Genomic DNA, 18349 nt, shown 5'->3' with positions numbered 1-18349 from the left:
GGTGAGTCGCCGGATGAAGCCAAACTACATTGCAGTGGCGGGCAATACAGTCAGGCCGGACGTCCCGCTCGACGTGGTTCGGCGTTCACTTCTGAGAATGCCGTTCTCGTCAAATTCGAGCAAGACGGTCGACGACCGGATTTCGCCTCCGGAAAAGAGCGGGCCAATGAACGGGATAAAACTCTCAGCGTGGGGATGGGATGTGGCGAAGGAATAAACCAGGATGGTTGACCCCGTCTTGAGCGTGACCTGGGATGAGGGTGTGCCAAGCTGGTTGGTCACATCGTCGATGGTGGAGAAGCCAAGCAGGAAGTTCGACAACTGCTCCGGCCGTATGTCGACGCCGGTTGAAACACAGCCGGCCAACATAAAGCACACCGCGGTCAGCGCGTCAGCGCGTGAATGAGCTTCATGATGCCAGCCATCGGTGTCGTTGCCTGACCAAGATCCAGCGAGGATGGCTTCATGCCCGCCATCCCCTTTCCCAAGGATAGAACCTCTGCCAGTCTTTTTGGGGGCCCGGGATCGCCGCTCACAGGTGGCGCGTTGGGGCGAGCCCTTTCACAGTCACTGCGGTGTCATGGGCGCGACAGACGCACCTTCGATTCCGTGACGGGTGAGGGCGTCCGAGACGAAGCCGGAGGCCTTCATTTCCTCGACGAACCGCCGTAGCAATGCCACCGCTTCAGGGCTTCGGGCCTTGGGAACGCCCATCGCCTGCTGTATGACCATGAAGCGGCCCGGGAGCAGCCTCAGGCCTGGCGTGCGCGCGGCATCGGCTTCCAATTGCTGTCGAACTCCGGCGGCCACGTCGGCGCCCTGTTCCAGGAACGTTTGCACGACGGACGGAGATGTTGGGGCGCGCACAATGTGTGCATGTCGCAAGGTACGTGTCAGATACAGGTCGTAGGCGCTCCCTTTACCCACCACAACGCCGCGTCCGGGAAGGTCGACTTCGTCGCACGTCCTGACCGGGGAGTCGTTCCTGACCAGGTAGGCGCCTTCGATAAGCACATAGGGTGCGGAAAAGGCAATGCCAGCCCCTCGGACCGGATCGACGGCAAAGAATCCGAAGTCAGCCTGCTCGGCCGTGACTGCATCGACCGACTTTCCTGCAGCGTCGAACACCACAAGTTCGAGCGGGACGCCAAGGCGACGGGCGAACTCGCCGGCCAGGTCTACTGAAACGCCGACTGGATTTCCCTGGGCGTCGAGGTTCGCAAGGATGGGGTTGCCAACATTGATGGACGCGCGAATGGTTCCATTCGGCGCAAGCTCGCGCCGTGCATTGTCATCGATCATGGTGCCTTCGGAGTGCGTCATTCAAGTGGCCTTTGCGTTCGCATGTTGATCCAGCAGGGCCTTCACGCCGGGGTCCATGGCAATGCCCGTTTCGCGCTGACGTGTCAGCTTGTCGAGCTCGATCTCCCCGGGAACGATGACCGGCCTGCCAGGATCGGCCGGCGCGCTGCCGTGGAGAATGGCTGCAAAGTCCTGCATGCGTGCAGCCAGCCACTGCGTGGGGCCCAGTTTCCGGGTATCGATCAGGATGAAGAAATGGCCCAGGTTCTGAGGTTCGTCGGGTGCATCGACCCAGGACTTGACGTGCGTGAGGTACGCCGCGTCCGAGAGCAACCCAGCGAAGAGATCGACCACCAGGGCGAGCCCATAGCCCTTGTGCCCGCCGATAGGCAACAGAAAGCCGTCCAGCGCGGCTTTTGGGTCGGTGGTCGGTCGTCCCTGCGCGTCGGTGGCCCAGGAATCCGGGATGGGTTGTCCTGCCTTGAGCGCATTGCGGATCTTGGCCCGCGCGGCCACGCTCATTGCCATATCCAGCAGGAAGTGGCGGCCGTCGTGCCCGGGTACGCCGAAGCCCAGCGGGCTGTTGCCCAGGCGCGCATCGCTGCCGCCCCATGGCGCGATGGTCGTTGTGGCGTTGCTGCCGATCATGCTGGCGAATCCGGCTTCCGCCGCAATATAGCTGTAGGGCGAAACCGGCCCGAAGTGATTGCTGCCCCGGACGAAGGCCATGCCGATGCCGAATTGCCCGGCAACCTCCATGGCGGAACGCAGTGCCTTCATGCCTGCGAGCGGACCGACGGCGTTGCCGCCATCGACCTTTACCAGCGCCGGTGCGGCGCGCTCGATGGTGATGGCGGGACGTGCCGAGATACCGCCGGACAGCAGGCGTTCGCCATAGGATTCAATGCGCGACAGGCCATGGGTACTCAACCCGAAAAGGTCTGCCAGCACGAGGATGTCAACGACATCACGGGCGTCGTCTTCCGTGAGGCCCAGCCCCTGGAACGCGCGCGTTCCGAGTTGGCGCAGTTCGGCTTCGGATAGGGTGATTCGATCTTGTTGCATGCGGAAGAATCTCCGAGGGATTTTAGTTGGCCTGAATGCCTGCGCTGCGGACTACGGTGCCCCAGCGCTGTTGCTCGGTTCGAATGAATGCCGCGAACTCGGCACTGCCGGCGCCGACAGGCGTGCTCGCGTCCTCTTCAAGGCGTTGTCGCACCAGTGGCGTAGCAAGGGCCTTTACGGCCTCGGCGTGCAGACGGCCGACAACCGGGGCCGGCGTGCCTGCCGGTGCCATCAGCCCGAACCACTGGGAACTTTCGAATCCCGGGTAGCCTTCTTCGGCAATCGTGGGAACGTTGGGAATCGGTGCAAGGCGTTTTGTCGATCCCACCGCGAGGATGCGCAGCTTGCCTGCCTTGGCGTGTTGCAGGATGCCCGCCAGGCCGGCCGATGCGGCGTCGATGTTGCCGGCCAGCAAGTCGGTAATCTGGGCGCCGGTGCCTTTGTATGGCACGTGCACAAGATCGATATGTGCGGTCTGCTTGAGCATCTCGAAGGCGACATTGCCCGCGCTGCCGTTGCCCGCTGAGCCGTAGGTCATCGCGCCAGGCTTCGCCTTGGCCTGCGTGATGAACGCCTTGATGGATTCGCTATGGACGGTAGGCCCCACTGCGAACACCATTGGCACCTTCGCGAGCAACGTCACGGGCGTGAAGTCCTTCGTGGCATCGTAGGGAAGCTTGCGCATCATGGCCGGGTTGACGGCAAGCGTGCCCACGTGGCCCAGAACCAGGGTGTAGCCGTCCGGCGCGGCACGGGCGGTTTCCTGCATCGCGATGACACCCTGGCCGCCACCCTTGTTGTCCACCACGATCTGTTGGCCGAGACCCTTCGACATTTCGGCCGCGATGACGCGGGCAATGGCGTCCGAACTGCCGCCGGGGCCGTAGGGGACGATCAGCCGGATAGGTCTGACGGGTGTCCAGGTCTGCGCTTGCGCGGGAATCAGTAAAGTGGCTAGCGGCACCGCGAGGGCGGCGAGCGCGGTACGGCGCGACATGCCGCGTACCGGCTCGCGTACTTGTTTAGGCATTTTGTCTCCTGCTCATTCAGGACGGCATGACGTCGCTGTCCGTGCTGCACCTGGTCGCCGTCCCCGATTCCAGTGTAAAGTGCAAAAATCACAAGTATTTTTGCGTTTGACACATGAATTTTGATCTCGCGGACTTGCGGGCGTTCCTGGCCGTTGCCGACCTTGGCAGCTTTAAAGCGGCTTCCGATTCGATGTTCCTGTCGCAGTCGGCGCTTTCGCGCCGCGTGGACAAACTGGAAGAAGCGCTCGGCGTCGCGCTCTTCACGCGGACCACACGGAAGGTGGAACTGACGACTGTGGGGCGCATGTTTGTCCACAAGGCACGCAACGTCATCAATGAGTTGGAGGAAGCCATGCTCGGCATTCAGACCGTTTCCGAGCGGCTGTCGGGCCAGGTGACACTAGCCTGCGTGCCTTCCGCGGTAGGCCATTTCCTGCCTTCTGTCGTGGGGCCGTATCACGAGCGATATCCGGGGATACGCCTGCGCATCATTGACGAATCTTCTGGCGATGTCCTGCTCGCCGTCACGCGCGGCGATGCCGATTTTGGTCTGACCTATATCGGGACACAGGAGCCTGACATAGAATTCTGCCCGTTGATTGAAGAGGCGTTCGTTGTCGCCTGCCGCAAGGGGCATCCGTTAGCCAGGCATCAAAGCGTCCAATGGAAAGACCTTGGGAATTTTGACTACATCACGCTCGCGCAAGGCAGCGGCAATCGCTTGCTGATCGACCAGGCCTTGGCGCGACAGCCGGTGAGACCGCGTTGGTACTGCGAGGTAAATCATGTTCCCGCCTTGGTAAGCCTGGTCGAGGCGGGTCTGGGAATCGGTGTCGTGCCGCGAATGGCCTTGCCGCCCAAATCGAGCAGTGGGCTACTGGCGATACCACTGACCGAACCGGCGATCACTCGAACGCTGGGATTGATCTCGCGCCGGGGGCGCCCGTTGGCGCCGGCCGCGCAGCTTCTCTTTGACATGCTCGTCGACAGAGGCGTAGCGACATCGCCAAGCGCATGACACTCCATACCCCGGATACGCGCTTCCGAGCTGCCGTCGACACTACGCGCGCACGTTCGACATATCGCCCACGCAGGCAATTCCCTCGCCCTGCGCGGCGGATCGGTGGGGCTGGGCTCCTTGCATTGCCGCATCCCGGTCCTTGCCCGGCGGTAGGCCGAACATCCGGCGGTACTCACGCGTAAATTGCTGGACACTTTCATAACCCACGGAAAACGCAGCATCGCTCGCCGAAATGCCTTCGGACGTCATCAGTCGGCGTGCCTCGATGAGGCGCAACTGCTTCTGGAACTGTAGCGGCGACAGCGATGTCGCTGCCCGGAAGTGCTGGTAAAAGGACGACGCGCTCATGCCAGCGGCTGAAGCGAGGCGTTCAACCGGAAGCGGCTGAGCGAACTCGGCGCGCAGCAAAGCCACGGCGCGGGCCAGACGTTGAGCGTGACTCTGCGGACGGCCGATCTGCCGAATCACCGGGCCATGCTTGCCCACCAGCAGCCAGTAGTGGATTTCGCGCACGAGCTGTGCCTGCAGCACTGGTATTGCCGCCGGACGCGCAATCAGCCGCATCAGCCGCAGCGCCGCATCGGCGACGTCGGCGTCCGACGGTTCGACCTGCACAGGCGACTCGTGGGCGACCGGCCCGGGCTTTATCTCGACCGCCAGTTCGGCGATAGCTGCCACATCAAGATCCAACACGAGCGAATAGTACGGCGCATCAGTGCTGGCGCGCGTGATCTGGCTGCTCGTCGGCACGTCTGACGTAATCAGCAGCGAATCGCCGGCGCTGAAGTCGAACGTCTGCTTGCCCATCGCCACGCGCTTGCTGCCTTGCAGGACAATACAGGCGAGTGGTCTGGAGATTGCATAGTCAATCCCGCTCGGGGCCGTCGCCCGGATGGCTGTCAGGCCCGGGATGGGAGTCCGGGCAATGCCGGTGGGACCGGCATGCGCCTCCGCATAGCGGCGCACGGCATCAAGCAACAGGTCACTCATCGTTGGGCAGGGTGGTGATTCATCACCTGCCATCGTAGCGGGTTCCGCGAAGTGGGACACCACGTTTGGAGAAAAAGGCAAGGAAGAAAGAGATTCAGGCAAGGGATTCAGGCGTGCCGGGCAACAGAATGGACACCGGTTTCCCTCACACGCCAAGGAGTGTACGCATGACCACGATCTCTCTCGTCACCGGCGCCAGCCGCGGCCTCGGCCGGAACACGGCCCTGTCGATCGCCCGCAAGGGCGGGGACGTCATCCTCACCTACCAAAGCCGCGAAGCGGAGGCAAGCGCAGTCGTCGCGGAGATCGGGAAGCTGGGCCGCAAGGCAGTGGCGCTGCAACTCGATGCCGGCGATATCACCACGTTCCCCGGCTTCGCAGAACGGCTGAGATCCGTGCTGCGTCATACCTGGCAGCGCGACAGCTTCGATCACCTTGTCAACAACGCGGGACATGGCGACGTAGCGCCAATCGCCGAGATGCGCGAGGCGGCGTTCGACATGCTCGTCAATGTGCATTTCAAGGGGGTGTTCTTTCTCACGCAGACGATGCTGCCGCTGCTTGCAGATGGCGGTCACATTGTGAATCTCTCGACGGGGCTGACGCGCGTATCCGCCGAAGGTTGGTCCGCCTACGCTGCGGTCAAGGGCGCCGTGGAAGTGCTCACCGTCTACATGGCCAAAGAGCTTGGCCCGCGCAGGATCACGGTCAACGCCGTAGCGCCGGGTGCGATCGAAACGGACTTCTTCGGCGGCGCCGTGCGCGACACGCCGGCATTCAACCGGTTCTTTGCCGGGATGACGGCGTTGGGGCGCGTCGGCGTGGCCGAAGACGTTGGTCCGATGATCGCCAGCCTGCTGTCGGAGGACAACCGCTGGGTCAATGCGCAACGGATTGAAGTGTCTGGCGGACAGGGAATCTGAGCGGAGCGCTATACGTCGGCGCCCGCAACAGGTTTGCGCTGCCGGTAAAATTGGCCAAGTGTTTCCGTGAAACTTCCGCGCCACCATGTCATCCGCCCGAACCCCTGCCGCCCGTGCTTGGGCCTACGTTGCCGCGAGATCTGCAGGCCAGCCGGTCGATCCGGGCTGGCGCGTAACGCTGAACTTCCACCCGGACCGAATGGTTCGCGGGCGGCCGCTGCTGGCGGTGATGGCCGAGGATGGCGTGTATCGATCCCAATTCGAAACCGGTACCAGCAATGGCGGGCTGACCGCCTACCCTGGTGGTGATCGTTGGCAATGGGAAAGCCGGATCTTCGGGCAGGCCTATGACACGGCATCGCCTTCCGAGCGGCCGCGCTATGGCGCACTGAATCTGGGTCATGCGCCAGCCGGTGCAGCGCCACGCTTTGGCTCGGCGCATCTGCGGCTTGCTTCCGGCGTACTGGCTCGCACGACGTTTTGCCACCCGGACAGTGTCTATGGGCCGAGTCACTTCGGCGTGGCGGACCGCTTCGCCCTTGTAGAACGTCTGGCTGCCGTGGCGGGGCAGGGCGATCCGCTTGACCATTACATCGAGGCGCATGTTCACGGCGGCGTGCACATCGCGAGCGACGTGGATGCCATCGTACTCGACCCATCATTCCGGAATACGGAAGTCGAGGCGCTTGCGCATGCATTGCCGTGCCGCGTCGAATGGCACGCCGGTTTTCGCGCGGAAGCCGATCTGCTGCGCCAACAGCACGAATACCGCGGCCGGGCTGTCGCTGAACTTGCGGCGTTGCTTGCGTGCGATGGCCCGCTGACACCGATGCGGATCGGCGAGGCCGTGCGCGTCGGCCAGCACGATCCGCAGATGCTCAAGCAGGTGTGGCATTGCCTGGCCCGTTTCGGGAACTGCAATCACCGGTAAGCCAAGTTCGCCAGTGCGGCGCAATGGCGTTTTCGTCATCAGCAGTCGCCTGCAGCCGTTCACCGACCGCGACCGTCATTGCCAGGCCCCGGAGCGCCTACGCCAGTCGCAGATCGCGCAACAGATCCAGAACATGTTGCGTGGATCGCTCGACGTGCCCGGCACGATGCGCGAGGCCGAGCCGACGCCACAATGCCGGCCGCAGCGGACGCATGACAATGCGTTGGTCGGGGGCCGGCGCTGTCGCCTCATGGGGCAGCAGCGCGGCGCCATAGCCTGCCGCGACCAGACTCTTGATCGCGTCGTTGAAGTTAAGCGCGATGCGCGGCGCAGGCTGATGCCCGGACGTCGCGAACCACTCGGCCGTCAGGCGTGACAGACGCGTGGTCGCGTCATTCAGAATGAGCGGTTGGGCAGCGAGCCATTCTGGCGTGACGTGGGCCGGGCACTCCCAGTGCGCCGGCACGAAGGCCATCACGGGATCGCGCCGCCAGGGCTTGATGACGAGCCCGGCCACGGGCGGCTGGGGCAGTGCAACGAGCCCGATATCCAACGTCCCATCCGCCAGCCGGGACAGTGTTTCATGCGAGGTCAGCACGGCGACCTGAATGTCGATGCCGGGATGCTGCTGGCGCAAGACCTCAAGCGCCTGCGGCAACAGATGCGCGATGGCGCCGGTCGAGGCCCCGATCCGCACGCGCCCTTCAAGGCCCTGCACCTGGCGTTGAATATCGTCCAAGGCCCGCTCCGCATCGGCAAGGAGCCGGCGCGCGCGCTCTATCAGCACCTCTCCGATGGCCGACGGCCTGACATGTCCGCGCTTGCGGGACAGCAGGGGCGCCCCAATGCGGTTTTCCAGTTCCGCGATATGGAGGCTGACCGTTGGCGGCGCCAGATGCAACGCACGCGCCGCATCGGCAAACGAGCCACGGTCGGCGATGGCGACCAGAGTGCGCAGGCGGTCAAGACTGATTTCTCGCATATCGGCGTCCAGATTCAGGAAAACTGAATGTTCACGTTATGAAATTCAACTTTTCATATTGTAGCGGTCCGCCGAACATAGGGGCTCTTTCTCCTGTCCTGCTTCTTCCCATCCAAAGTTTGCGGAGCATTTCACCTATGAGTTCTCCCGTGGTTTTCATCGATGGCGACCAAGGCACCACCGGGTTGCTGATCCACGAACGGCTGCGTCACCGGACCGATATCAGACTGATGACGCTGGCGGCTGCGGAGCGCAAGGACTTGCGGCGTCGCGCAGAAGCCATCAACGCCTGCGACATCGCCATCCTCTGCCTGCCGGACGCCGCCGCGCGCGAGGCAGTGGCCACCATTGTCAATCCCGCCGTTCGCGTGATCGACGCAAGCTCGGCCCACCGTACGCACCCGGACTGGACCTACGGATTTCCAGAGATGACACCGGGCCAGGCCGAGCGCATTGCAAAGGCACGCCGGGTCACCAACCCCGGTTGCTACCCGACCGGTGCGATTGGCCTGCTGCATCCATTGGTGCAGGCCGGGCTGATACCGGACGACTACCCCATCAGCATTCATGCGGTATCGGGCTACTCCGGCCGCGGACGCACCGGCGTGGAGGAATATGAGGGGCAGGCGGCCGCCAGCGCGCCGGCCTACCAGGTATATGGCCTGGAACTCGCGCACAAGCACACGCCCGAGATCCAGCAGCATGCCGGGCTCAGCCAGCCCCCCATTTTCATGCCTGCCTATGGCGCGTTCCGGCAGGGCATCGTGCTGACGGTGCCGTTGGCGCTGCGGCTGCTGGCGCCGGGGGTGGATGGCGCGACGTTACAGGACTGCCTCGCGCGCCACTACGACGGGGCGAAGCACGTCCATGTCTTGCCGCTGCAAGTGTCGCGCGATGTGAAGCATCTGGACCCGCAGGCGCTCAACGGGACGAATGACCTGCGTCTGAGCGTATTTCCCAGCACGGCGCACGGGCAGGTACTACTGTCTGCGGTTTTCGACAATCTTGGAAAAGGCGCTTCAGGCGCCGCGATTCAGAACCTGGACCTGATGCTCGCGTAGCCCTGTGGTCCGGGCCGCCGAATGTCCCTTCCTGCCCGGGAAGGGATCGTTTCCCCGGGTTTGTCGCGATTTATCGACCGTGCGGTACGGGACGCGGGGGAGGCGGGTACGGCGTATTGCCGGGTATCTGAATATATGGCGCGACGATATACGGGTACGGGGCAGATCCATTGACCTGCTGGTCATACGTGGGCGCGTTCGGCTGTGTCGCCATGACGCCCGCCCGCGAGGGCGGCGGCGTGTGCAACACCGTCGCATCACGCTGGCCATCGCTGATGCCGCGTTCGGTACTCAGAATCTGGGGCCGACTGCCCGTATCCGGCGCGGCATTCGCCGCAGACGAACCCAATGTCGAGAGCAAGATAATCGTCAAAAATCTCAGCATTTCGACTCCACATATTCCCGTTGTCGCACCGCGTGACGCTGGCGCGACGCGCCGGCAGTCCGGCCAGTAGCCCATTTCCAGGTCGCGACGGACGCTTCCACGGAGCAATGGTAGTACGGAGGCTTACGGCAGGCGGACCACAAACTTGAGGTGCCAGCCGATTTTCCGGGCTTGAAACGGCCGATGTCCGGGTGGACAACCCTCCGGCAAACTCCCCTGCCAATGAGAATGCGTCTCATGTAGAATCGTGCCGAAACCGGACGATGACAACAGGTCCGGATGAAAGAAGGGTCGACGTGCGGGGGAACTTGGGCAAGGGGGGAGGACTGTCATGCGTGTTCTGATCGTGGAGGACGATCCGCGGGTGAGGCATTGGCTCGGCACCAGGCTGCAACAGCAGGGGCACGCCTGCCGCCTGACAGACACCGGGGAACACGCGCTGGAACTGATCCGGGACGAAGCCTTCGACGCCGTCCTGCTGGACCGGATGCTGCCCGGCATCGATGGCATCGGTGTACTGCGTGCATTGGCCGATCAACCGCATCCCCCCGTCATGGTGCTTTCGGCCGTGGACCAGCCCAGCGACCGCGTGGAAGGGCTGCGTGCCGGCGCCGGCGATTACCTGGGCAAGCCCTTCGACTTCACTGAACTGTTGCTGCGGCTGGAAGGGCTGGCCAAGTGGCGTGCCTTGCCGAACGGCGCAGACTGGGTCACGCGTCTTGAAGACCTCTGCATCGACTGGCGCGAGCGCCGCGTGTCGCGGGGCGGCCAACCGATCGATCTCACCGAGAAGGAGTTCGCACTGCTGCAGGTACTGGCCACCAACGTCGGCCGCACGGTCACGCGTGCGATGCTGCTGGAAAAGGTCTGGGGTTACCAGTTCGATCCACAGACGAACCTGATCGACGTTCACGTTTCGAAGCTGCGCAGCAAGATCGACCGCAATTTCCCGCGATCGCTGCTGCGTACGGTGCGCGCGGTCGGCTATGTCCTGGGCTGAGCGCGTAGCCCATCTGCTGGAGACCAGGACCTTCCGCCATGCCTCGCTGGTGGCGTTCCTCTTCCTGCTGGTCGCCATCGGATCGGTGCTGCTGAGCGCGCATCAGATCGACGTGTTGCTGCACAGCCATGTGCGCGACATGGTGCTGGCCGATGTGCGTGCCCAGGAACACAGGCATCACTTTGCCGACGCCAGCCGGCTGGACGTGGCGCTGACCCAGGAAGACAGCCGCGAGCGCGAAGGCAGCAAGTCGCTGGTCCTGGCGCCGTCGGGCAGGTTGCTGTTCGGCGATGCCAAGGTCAGGGCGGCGCTGCAATGCGAGCCCCCTTGCGACTTGCAGTGGCGCAATGTCACGGTGGGCGATACCAGTGCGCAACTTGCCCAGCTGTTCGGCGTGCAGGTGCCGCTGGCCGACGGCGGCGTGTTCTTCAGCGGCTACGACATCCTGCCCATGCGTGAACGGCTGCGCGTGATTCCGCTGGTAGCCGGCGCGGGCCTCTTCGCGGTGCTGCTGTCGAGCCTGGCCATCGGGCTCTATTCCAGCGTGCAAAGCATGCGTCGTGTGGATCGTATCCGCAGCGCACTGCGCCGCTACGTGACCGGCGAACGCGACGCGACGGTGCCCTGCCGGCGCGATGGCGATGAATTCGACCTGCTGGGGCAGGACATCAACCATGTGCTCGATCGCGTGAACCGTCTGATGGAGGAAGTCAAGAGCGTAAGCAGCCATCTGGCCCACGAACTGCGCACGCCGCTCACGCGCATGCACAACCGCTTGGCCACCCTGGCGGAGAAAGTCGATGACTCCATGCGCGACGACGTGCTGGGCGCGCTGGAAGAAGGCGAGCGCATCCAGCGCATGGTCCGCGCGGTGCTTCGTATCGGCGAAGTGGAAGCCGGACGTTGCGAGCACGCGTTCGAATGGTTCGAGGTTCGCGGGCTGCTCGACGACCTGGCCGAATACTATGCACCGCTGGTGTCGATGTCCGGCATGGCGCTGCGCATCGAAGCCGAGCCGGGACGCGAACTGTACGGCGACCGCGCGCTGCTGTTCCAGGCGTTGTCGAACCTTATGGAAAACGCCATCAAGTATGCGCCGGAGGGCAAGGCGCTGGTGCTGTTGGCGCGCCGCCGTGGCGACGGCATGGCGCTGGGCGTGGCCGACCACGGCCCCGGCATTCCGGCAGACCTGCGCGGCCAGGCGGTGGAGCGGTTCCGGCGCCTGGGTGCAACGTCGGGCCGGACATCGGGCGGCGTCGCGCCATCGGGCAGCGGGCTCGGCCTGGCCCTGGTCAATGCCATCGCCAGGCTGCATGGCGCCCGGCTTTCGCTCGAAGAGAACCTTCCCGAGGGACTGCTGGCCGTGTTGTTGCTGGACCGCCGGCAGTGGAGCGACAGGACGAGCCTCAAGGACGCGCTGCGCTGCCGGTGACACGTCAATCTTGCTTCATGTGGCTGGCCTGCGCGGGCAGTTTGTCGAGCCACTGCTGGTACTGGTAGCGGAATGCGGTCCCGCCTGTGCCCAGCAGGCGCGGCAGCGGGGTAATGAAGTCCTTGCGAATTTCGACGGTGACCCGCCACGCCGGCACGGCACGGCTGGCGGTGCGCCCGGCGCTGGCGGCGCTGCCCGCGCCCATCGCATCGAGCGCGGTAAAGCGTTCGACGGCAACCGCGGCGATATGGCGGTCGTCGAGGAAGCGATGCGACGCCGCAGCCATGCCAAGGCGCACGCGCTGCGCCATGCTCGCAGGGTCGGGTGCGTACGCAGCCTCGGCATGCATGCGGCGGATCGCATGGTCCAGCGCCGTGTTGCCCATGGCGATGGTCAGTCCGATGTTGCCCAGCTCCATGAACATCATCGCGCCGGCAATGATGACGGGCAGCGCGAACGCGGCTTCGACGGCAAGCGCACCGCGAGCGGCCACGGGCGAGGGCGGGCGGGTCCGGTGCACGACGTCAGTGCCTGAGCAATACGAACGCCGCGCCGGCGGCCATCGCGCATCCATACGGAATGCCGGGCGACGAATGGCCTTGCAGCGCCGTCGGCGTCGGTAGCGCCCGGTGCAGGCACGCGCCAAGATGCGTGACGCACCGGGCGGCCAGCAGTTCCAGCCGGTGCAGGATCGGCATGAAGAGCGCCAGCACGCCGCCCGCCAGCGAGGTGACCAGCAGGAACATGGCGACTTCACGGCCGAGCCAGAGGCACAGTACCGCCATCAGCTTCACGTCGCCCGCCCCCGCCCATCGCATGGAAAACAGGCCGTAGCCCACACCCAGCACGACCGCTGCCGCCGCGCCGCCACGGGCGATCTCCGGCCAGGCGGGCGACTGCCCCCCGGGCAAGCCCATCCACGCAAGGTGAACCAGCCACACGGCCAGCAGCGCCAGCACCAGCGCGTTCGCAATACGGCGATACAGCAGGTCGGACACGGCAATCCAGAGCAGCACGGGCGGAAGTACCAGCGCCGCGAACGTCGGCGGGCCCGGCTTGTGCGACAGCACGCCTTGCAGGATCTGCTGCAGGCAGTCGGTCATACGCAGGCTCGCAGGCGCGAAGTCGGCATGGGGAATGGCGCACCCGGTGCGTTTCGGGGCCCGGTCATCCGAAGACGACAAATGGCACGCCCGCGTGTACTGGCGACGGCATCACCCTGGCGGGTATGCCGTAGACACTCGCCAGATGGCGTTCCGTCAGGACTTCGGCGGGATCGCCGCTGGCGACGGCCTGGCCCTCGGCCAGCAGCAGCAAGCGGTCGCACCAGCGAGCGGCGAGGTTGACATCGTGCAATACCACGAGCACAGCCAGGTCATCAGTGCGGCTCAGCGTTCTGACGCTGTCGAGCAGCAGCAGTTGGTGGCGCGGGTCCAGGCTCGAAATCGGCTCGTCGAGCAGCAGGGCCCGGTAGCTGTCGGCAGCCCGGCAGGCCAGCGTCTGCACCAGCGTACGGGCAAACTGCACGCGCTGTTGTTCGCCGCCAGACAGGCGCTGGTAATCGCGGCCGGCCAGGTGTGCCACCTCTGCCAGCCCGAGCGCGCGGCGTATCAGTGCGTCCAGCGCCCGTCGGTCGAGCTCGGGGAACGGATAGCCGCCCATGGCGACCACTTCGGTCACGTCCAGATCGAAGTTCAGCCCCGGCGACTGCGGCAGTACCGCGCGCGTGCGCGCCAGGGCGTGCGCAGGCCAGTGCGCCATGTCACGCCCGTTGAGCGAGACAGCCGACGCCGGGACGGCGATCTCCCCGGCAAGCGCACCCAGCAGCGTGCTCTTGCCCGCGCCATTTGCGCCGAGAATGCCGAGCACTTCGCCGGGGCGCAGACTCAGATCGATACCGGAGATCACCTGTCGGCGCCCGCGGTTGCAGTGCAGATTCCGGGCGACCAGCACGTCATGCCCCCTTTCGCGTCAGCATCCAGAGCAGGAAGGGCCCGCCCGCAAGGCTCGTGACGATGCCGATCGGCAACTCGGCCGGGATCACCACCATGCGGGACAGCCAGTCCGCCAGTGTCATGGCAATGGCGCCGCCGGCCAGCGTGTTCGGCAGCAGCCAGCGGTGGTCCGCACCGAGCGGCATGCGCACCAGGTGCGGAACGACAAGCCCAACGAACGAGATCGTGCCGGTGACGGCGACGATGGGGCCCACCAGCAGGGCGGTCAGCACGATCAGCCGGCGGCGCAGCCGCTTGAGATCGAAGCCCAGGTGCAGGGCCTCGCGCTCGCCCAGCAGCAGCGCATTCATGGCACGCCAGTCACGCAGCAGCAGCGCGCACAGCACAGTCACCAGCGGGACCAGCCACGCCAGCAAGGGCCACGTGGCGCCGGCAAGACTACCCATGTTCCAGAACGTGAGGTTGCGAAGCTGCACGTCACTGGCCTGATACGTGAAGAAACCGACGATGGCCGCGCAGATGGCGTTGATCGCGATGCCGGCCAGCAGCAGGCTGGCCATGCCCCCGCGCCGCGCGCCGAGCCGGTAGGCAAACGACGTTGCCGCAAGGCTGCCGAGGAACGCGGCGGGCGCGACGCCGGCCAGCCCTTCGGCGCCCAGCACGATGGCCGCCACCGCGCCGGCCGCGCCGCCCAGCGAGATGCCGATCAGGCCCGGCTCGGCAAGCGGATTGCGAAACAACGCCTGCATGACCGCGCCCGAGAGTGCCAGCGCGGCGCCCACCGTGATGGCCAGCACGATACGCGGCAGCCGCACTTCGATCAGCACGTTGCGCCACATGGCTTCGTCGCCGTCACCAGCGGCCGACCACAGCAATGGCAGCAGACGTTGGTGCGGGATCGACAGCGCGCCGCTGGAAGCCGTGCAGAGGGCGGCCAGCACCAGCATGACGCACAGCGTGGTGAAGATGGCCAGGCGGTGGCGGCGCATCAGCGGGCCGCCGTTTGCGGGGCAGCCAGCCCCGTCTGCAACAGCCGAAGCGCCTCTGGCAGGCGGGGCCCGAAGCCCAGCAGCAGAAGATCGTCCATGACGACGATGCGCCGGTTGCGGGCGGCTGGCGTCGCATTGAGGCCCGGCTGCGCCAGGAACGCGTCGGCGCTGCCGCTGGCACCGACCGACATCGTCGTGGTGACGATCACGTCCGGCTTCAGGGCCGCGGCCGCCTCGGCCGAAAACGGCTTGAACCCGGTCTGGCTGGCCAACACGTTGGTGCCGCCCGCCAGCGCGAGCATGGCGTCCCCGGCAGTCGCGGTGCCCATCCCCTGCATCTTGCCGGTATGGCTGCTCACGATCAGCACGCGCACCGGCTGGCTGACCGCGCGGATGGCCCGCAGTTCGGCGTGCAGGCGGTCAACCAGCGCGCGGCCGCGCTCCGGCATCCCTAGCGCCGTGGCGGTGCCGAGAATGCGTTGGTCCAGCGCCGCCAGGGTGGGCGCCGAAGGCAGCGTCACCACCTTGCTGCCGAGCTTGCGGATCTGTTCCAGCGCCTGGGGCGGACCGGCCTGGTCGGCGGCCAGTACAAGGTCGGGCCTGAGGCTGGCGAGCCCTTCGACCGACACCGCGCGGTAGTAGCCCACCTTGGGCAGCTTCAGCGCGGCAGCAGGGTAGACGCTGGACGAATCGGCGCCGACGAGCGTCTTTTCCGCGTCCAGTGCGTAAATGATCTCAGTGATCGCGCCGCCCAGGCCGACCACGCGGGCCGGCGGTGCGGCATGGGCCAGGCCTGCCGCGCACAGCAGGGACAACAGCGCAGAGCGCAGCAGTTTCATGTCGACTCCGACAAAGCGGTCAGGCGGCCAGTGCCGTCGGGCAGAGCGATTGCAGCAGCGCGCGCCACGCGCCCAGTTCCGGCTTGCCCGGCTTGCGCTCGCCAAAGAACTGGACAATCAGCTCACCGCCGGCGCCGTACAGTTCCAGCGACGTCACCCAGCCATCGACCGTGGGCTTGTTGACGACCCAGCTCGACGCCACGGCCTCGGTGTTCAGGTGCAGGTTGAAGGCTTCGTCGAGCACGTTGAACCAGGGGCCGGTGCGCACCAGCTTGTGCACCGGACCGGTATGGATCTGCACGATGCCCCGGTTGCCGACAAAGCACATGACGGGCAGCGCCGATTCGGCGGCACGGCCAAGCACGGTTTCGACGGCCGTGTTGCCCACCTGCTGGGCCAGGTCGTCGCCGGCCGTGCGCAGGGCGCCCAGGCGCGATACCTTGAACTGCCGCAGCATGGCAAAGAAATCATGCGTGTCCTTGAGCCCCAGCCAGTGGGCACGCATGGCATCGGCGTCGGCAGGCGCCTCGGACTCGGTCGCTGGCGCAACGGGCTCGGGCAGGACCGGCGTCACCGTCGCCACGGCATGGCGATCCACGTACGCCCGCCATGCCGTCGCATCGGTCGCGTCGGTGCGGTAGACCTTGTGTACCGCTTCGCCAGCCCGGTCGAAAAACTGCAGGCTGTCGCGGCCATGCTGCGTCACGGCGTAGAAATACCGCCAGTTGCCGAAGAACATGCGCAGGTCGATGTCCGGCCCGAGCACGATGCCGACGGGGCCGTCCGCCTCGATGCCCTGGTACTGGCCATGCCGTTCGTGAACGGCATGGTCGTTGCGCGACAGGGCCATCACCGGGCCGAGCGTGCCGAGATCACGGAACAGCTGCTGCGCCGTGCCGCCCAGCTGTCGCACGGCCACGCCGCACCCGGCCGCGACCAGTTCGGCCTCGCTGGCGCCAAGGCGCTGGGCGCGCTCGCGCATGCGCAGTTTCGGGTGGGCGTCCGTCAATGCCTGATGGCGCTGGCGCAGCGTCTCGATGCCTTGTTGTTCCATGTCCATGTGTGTCGTGAGGTGTCGCGGGTAGTGGCTCGTTCCAGTCGGGGCTCAGGGCTGGACGTCGAAGTGGATCGTCCACGTTTGCTGGCTGCTGTTCGAGTTCGAATCGGCGTAGGCGATCTTTGTCAGGTGGAAGCGCGCATACGTGCCGCCTTCGCCGCCGCGGATCAGGCCGCCAGCGTCGGGGTTGGCGCTGATCAGGTGCGCCACCGCCGGCAAGCCGTTGGCGGCAGCCGCCGCAGCGGTCGGGAAGTACGAATACCAGCCGAAATTCATCGGATTCGGGTACGCGCCCGTGTAGGCCGGGTTCAGCACCGAAGCCGTCGAATCCTTGACCCACTGCGCGGCGGCGGTGGGCAGGCGCATGTCGGCGGCGGTGAGATCGGCCAGCGTCGTGCTGACATTGGTGGCACTGGTGAACGCCGATGCCACCGGCTTGTTCGATGCGTCATAGAAGCCGGCCGGCGTCTTGCCCACGAAGCCCGCCACCGTGCCCGTGCCCGATTCGCCGCCGTTCAGCTTGACGTTGTAGCGGTTGAACGCGATATGCCAGGTGCCCGAGGCGGTGGTGACGGCCCGGTTGACCAGGTCGTAGTAGACCCAGTCTGCCGATGCGTTGACCGAAGCGGTGTAGACCGTGCCCGGCGCGCTGCGATCCACGAAGCGGAAGCTCGGATAGCCCGATGTCGTGCCGCCGGCGCCACCGTAGTAGCCGGTCACCTGCAGGGCGAATACCGGCGCCGCGGCGGTGCCCGTGGTGTCGGCCAGCGCGCTGTTGGTCGTGATCACGAAGGTACGGAAAGTCGGGTACAGCAGGTGATCGGTCGCCGCGCCGGTCACGCCGTATTCGAATGCGGCCGAGCCGATGTCGTTGGCGGTGCTGGCAAACACGCCGCTGGCCGAGTCCTTCAGGAATACCGTGGCGGGCAGGGCGCCATTGGCCGGATCGATGGTCGCGTTTTTCCAGGTCGCCAGCGTGGTCCAGGTGTGGTCGAACGGGCTACCGAACGCGCCGCCGTTGCCGGTGCCGCTGGTGCCGCTGTTGGTCCACAGCTTTGCCGTGAGGCCGCCGGCTTCGGTCTTGACCTTCAGGTCCCACGCGGTGCCGGTACAGGCCGTTTCGGTCTTGGCGTTGAAGTCATAGCACAGGGAATTGCCGGCGGCCGGCAATGCGAAGGTCCAGTCGGCCGTCTGCGTGAATGCCGAGGTGGAGGCGGGCGGGGTCGTGGTGCCGCCCCCCGTGCTGCCGCCGCCGGTGCCGCCGGTGGTGGTACCGCCGCCGCTGTCGCCGTCGCCGCCGCCACAGGCGGCCAGCATCAGTGCCAGCGCGGCCGCGCCGATGACGCCCAGCGGGCGGCGATGCAGTGCAAGCGTGTCGTGGATCAT

Annotated in this window: 19 protein-coding genes; 6 read left to right on the top strand and 13 right to left on the bottom strand. The window is 65.7% G+C overall.

All coding sequences use genetic code 11. From position 1 onward, the window contains the following. Window positions 1-24 precede the first annotated feature (24 nt). The 4 genes from D9X30_RS21205 to D9X30_RS21190 form a co-directional block, all read right to left on the bottom strand. Complete coding sequence (locus D9X30_RS21205) at window positions 25-369, bottom strand: hypothetical protein (protein WP_153945907.1); 345 nt, start codon at window positions 367-369, stop codon at window positions 25-27. Between the two features lie 198 nt (window positions 370-567). Beyond that, a complete protein-coding gene (locus tag D9X30_RS21200; RefSeq protein WP_228770757.1) occupies window positions 568-1323 on the bottom strand; it encodes an ABC transporter substrate-binding protein in 756 nt (251 codons plus the stop codon). Beyond that, a complete protein-coding gene (locus D9X30_RS21195; RefSeq protein ID WP_153945908.1) occupies window positions 1324-2367 on the bottom strand; it encodes an Ldh family oxidoreductase in 1044 nt (347 codons plus the stop codon). 22 nt (window positions 2368-2389) lie between these two features. Continuing rightward, window positions 2390-3397 (bottom strand): Bug family tripartite tricarboxylate transporter substrate binding protein, encoded by a 1008-nt coding sequence (locus D9X30_RS21190; protein WP_153945909.1) that lies wholly within the window; start codon window positions 3395-3397, stop codon window positions 2390-2392. A gap of 113 nt (window positions 3398-3510) precedes the next feature. Between D9X30_RS21190 and D9X30_RS21185 the strand changes: the two genes are divergently transcribed. Further along, entirely contained in the window at window positions 3511-4416 is a 906-nt protein-coding gene (locus D9X30_RS21185) for a LysR family transcriptional regulator (protein ID WP_153945910.1), read from the top strand. 42 nt (window positions 4417-4458) lie between these two features. On the opposite strand, the gene D9X30_RS21180 is transcribed toward D9X30_RS21185, so the two are convergent. Beyond that, complete coding sequence (locus D9X30_RS21180; protein WP_228770758.1) at window positions 4459-5442, bottom strand: AraC family transcriptional regulator; 984 nt, start codon at window positions 5440-5442, stop codon at window positions 4459-4461. Between the two features lie 134 nt (window positions 5443-5576). Between D9X30_RS21180 and D9X30_RS21175 the strand changes: the two genes are divergently transcribed. After that, the gene (locus tag D9X30_RS21175; protein ID WP_153945911.1) at window positions 5577-6332 is read left to right on the top strand and encodes an SDR family NAD(P)-dependent oxidoreductase; all 756 of its coding nucleotides are present in this window, start codon (window positions 5577-5579) and stop codon (window positions 6330-6332) included. A gap of 85 nt (window positions 6333-6417) precedes the next feature. After that, complete coding sequence (locus tag D9X30_RS21170) at window positions 6418-7263, top strand: DUF3626 domain-containing protein (protein ID WP_153945912.1); 846 nt, start codon at window positions 6418-6420, stop codon at window positions 7261-7263. A 97-nt stretch (window positions 7264-7360) separates the two neighbouring features. On the opposite strand, the gene D9X30_RS21165 is transcribed toward D9X30_RS21170, so the two are convergent. Continuing rightward, window positions 7361-8245 carry a LysR family transcriptional regulator gene (locus D9X30_RS21165; protein WP_153945913.1) on the bottom strand — a complete coding sequence of 295 codons (885 nt, stop codon included), beginning with the start codon at window positions 8243-8245 and terminating at the stop codon, window positions 7361-7363. Between the two features lie 137 nt (window positions 8246-8382). On the opposite strand from D9X30_RS21165, the gene argC reads away from it, so the two are divergent. The 3 genes from argC to D9X30_RS21150 all read left to right on the top strand — a co-directional run bounded on the left by argC (window position 8383) and on the right by D9X30_RS21150 (window position 12123). Next, window positions 8383-9306: an N-acetyl-gamma-glutamyl-phosphate reductase gene (gene argC, locus D9X30_RS21160; protein WP_153946099.1), complete on the top strand. Its 924-nt coding sequence runs from the start codon at window positions 8383-8385 to the stop codon at window positions 9304-9306. 716 nt (window positions 9307-10022) lie between these two features. Next, window positions 10023-10691 carry a response regulator transcription factor gene (locus D9X30_RS21155; RefSeq protein ID WP_153945914.1) on the top strand — a complete coding sequence of 223 codons (669 nt, stop codon included), beginning with the start codon at window positions 10023-10025 and terminating at the stop codon, window positions 10689-10691. Beyond that, a complete protein-coding gene (locus tag D9X30_RS21150) occupies window positions 10678-12123 on the top strand; it encodes a sensor histidine kinase (RefSeq protein WP_153945915.1) in 1446 nt (481 codons plus the stop codon). The genes D9X30_RS21155 and D9X30_RS21150 overlap by 14 nt, the downstream gene beginning before the upstream one ends. A gap of 4 nt (window positions 12124-12127) precedes the next feature. Here the strand turns inward: D9X30_RS21150 and D9X30_RS21145 are convergent, their stop codons facing one another. The 7 genes from D9X30_RS21145 to D9X30_RS21115 form a co-directional block, all read right to left on the bottom strand. Next, on the bottom strand, window positions 12128-12643 hold the full coding sequence (locus tag D9X30_RS21145; RefSeq protein WP_194946445.1) for a hypothetical protein: 516 nt from the start codon (window positions 12641-12643) through the stop codon (window positions 12128-12130). A 4-nt stretch (window positions 12644-12647) separates the two neighbouring features. Continuing rightward, a complete protein-coding gene (locus D9X30_RS21140) occupies window positions 12648-13226 on the bottom strand; it encodes an A24 family peptidase (RefSeq protein ID WP_153945916.1) in 579 nt (192 codons plus the stop codon). 64 nt (window positions 13227-13290) lie between these two features. Continuing rightward, window positions 13291-14076: a heme ABC transporter ATP-binding protein gene (locus D9X30_RS21135; RefSeq protein ID WP_249641035.1), complete on the bottom strand. Its 786-nt coding sequence runs from the start codon at window positions 14074-14076 to the stop codon at window positions 13291-13293. 1 nt (window position 14077) lies between these two features. Further along, window positions 14078-15067, bottom strand: a complete 990-nt coding sequence (locus D9X30_RS21130) for a FecCD family ABC transporter permease (protein WP_153945917.1) — start codon at window positions 15065-15067, stop codon at window positions 14078-14080. Then, the gene (locus D9X30_RS21125) at window positions 15067-15906 is read right to left on the bottom strand and encodes a heme/hemin ABC transporter substrate-binding protein (protein WP_153945918.1); all 840 of its coding nucleotides are present in this window, start codon (window positions 15904-15906) and stop codon (window positions 15067-15069) included. Before D9X30_RS21125 ends, D9X30_RS21130 begins: the two co-directional genes overlap by 1 nt. A gap of 19 nt (window positions 15907-15925) precedes the next feature. Next, the gene (locus D9X30_RS21120) at window positions 15926-16960 is read right to left on the bottom strand and encodes a hemin-degrading factor (protein WP_502799662.1); all 1035 of its coding nucleotides are present in this window, start codon (window positions 16958-16960) and stop codon (window positions 15926-15928) included. A gap of 51 nt (window positions 16961-17011) precedes the next feature. Next, entirely contained in the window at window positions 17012-18349 is a 1338-nt protein-coding gene (locus tag D9X30_RS21115; RefSeq protein WP_153945920.1) for an HmuY family protein, read from the bottom strand.

Origin of the sequence: Cupriavidus sp. U2 (assembly GCF_009663685.2) — a bacterium.
Taxonomy (GTDB): Bacteria; Pseudomonadota; Gammaproteobacteria; order Burkholderiales; family Burkholderiaceae; genus Cupriavidus; species Cupriavidus necator_C.
This window is presented reverse-complemented; position numbering and strand designations above follow the sequence as displayed.